Raw genomic sequence first — 1,336 nt, 5'->3', positions numbered from 1 at the left:
GTGATTCGTCCCGGGTTTAATGGAGACCAAGCCACGAATCCCGAAAGGACCAAACAACAACCATGGCGACCTCCAAATATCCCGACGAGCTCCGCGACCGGGCCACCCGCCTTGCCCTCGACGCCCGCCGCGACGCCGACACCCGCAACGGGGCCATCGCGCGCATCGCTGAACAGACTGGCGTCGGAAAGGAAGCCCTGCGTACCTGGGTCCGCAAGGCCGAAGCCGCCGACATTCCGCCAGAGCGCGAAGATGCTGAAGGCCGGATCCGCCGGCTGGAGAAGGAGAACCGTGAGCTGCGCCGCTCCAACGAAATTCTCAAAGCCGCAACAGCGTTTTTCGGCAAAGCGGAGTTCGACCGCCTACAGAAGTGATCGTCGCGTTCTGCGATGAGCACCGGCAACGGTGGGGACTCGAACCGATCATCCAGGTCCTCAAACACGATCTGGGACTGCCGATCGCCCCATCGTCGTACTATGCGTTCAAACAGCGCCCCATCAGCGCTCGCGCTGCCCGCGATGCTGTCCTGAAAGAGAGAATCATGACCATTCACGCCCATCCGAGGAAACGCGTGTACGGAATTCGTAAGATCCACGCCGAGCTGAACCGCACCTTCGACCCAGTGGCCCGATGCACCGTCGAGAGACTGTGCCAGGAACTCGGTCTCCGCGGTCTCGTCCGCGGAAAGTACCCGTGCACGACACGGCCCGCACCAGAAACGAAGAGACCGGCTGACCTCGTGAAACGAAACTTCACTGCAGTTGCGCCGAACCGGTTGTGGGTCGCCGATCTCACCTACGTGCCCACGGATTCAGGGTTCGTTTACGTCGCATTCGTCCTCGATGTGTTCTCCCGGATGATCGTGGGGTGGAAGGCATCGTCGAGGATGTTCACCGACCTGGCTCTTGACGCTCTGAACATGGGTATATTCGCACGTCAACGGGCTGGTCAAGGTGTTGAAGGACTCACCCACCATTCGGACCGCGGGGTTCAATATCGTGCGGTGCGCTACGCGAAGGCTCTTGAGGAGGCTGGCGCGGTAGCGTCGGTCGGGTCCAAGGGCGATTCTTACGATAATGCGATGGCTGAGGCGCTGAACTCCTTGTACAAGGCTGAGCTCGTCTTCCTCGAGGGGCCGTTCGCGGGACTCGACGATGTTGAAGTCGCGACCGCCCAGTGGGTGCACTGGTTCAACACGGAGCGCCTGCATTCGATGCTGGGGTACCGTACTCCGGCCGAGGTTGAAGCCGAGTACTTCGAGGACAACGAAGTGCTTGCCGATGCTGCCTGATCACTGAACGACCGTTCATCCTCCACAAAAACCGGGACTTGACAC

At 60.6% G+C, this 1,336-nt stretch carries 1 protein-coding gene and 1 other annotated feature; the gene reads left to right on the top strand.

Annotated elements, in window-relative coordinates:
* Positions 1-62 precede the first annotated feature (62 nt).
* Positions 63-1,291, top strand: a protein-coding gene (locus tag ACPUD7_RS17660) for an IS3 family transposase (protein WP_425120640.1) whose coding sequence is annotated in 2 segments (ribosomal slippage) — positions 63-342 and positions 342-1,291 — 1,230 coding nt in all. Because the reading frame shifts where the segments join, the coding sequence is not laid out codon by codon here.
* Positions 332-464, top strand: a sequence feature (AL1L pseudoknot). (Overlaps the previous gene by 133 nt.)
* Positions 1,292-1,336: the final 45 nt, after the last annotated feature.

It is taken from the genome of Brevibacterium sp. FAM 24630 (assembly GCF_049804075.1).
Classification (GTDB): Bacteria; Actinomycetota; Actinomycetes; order Actinomycetales; family Brevibacteriaceae; genus Brevibacterium.
Note: the sequence above shows the minus strand (reverse complement) of the source record. Positions and strands in the feature narration are given on the sequence as shown.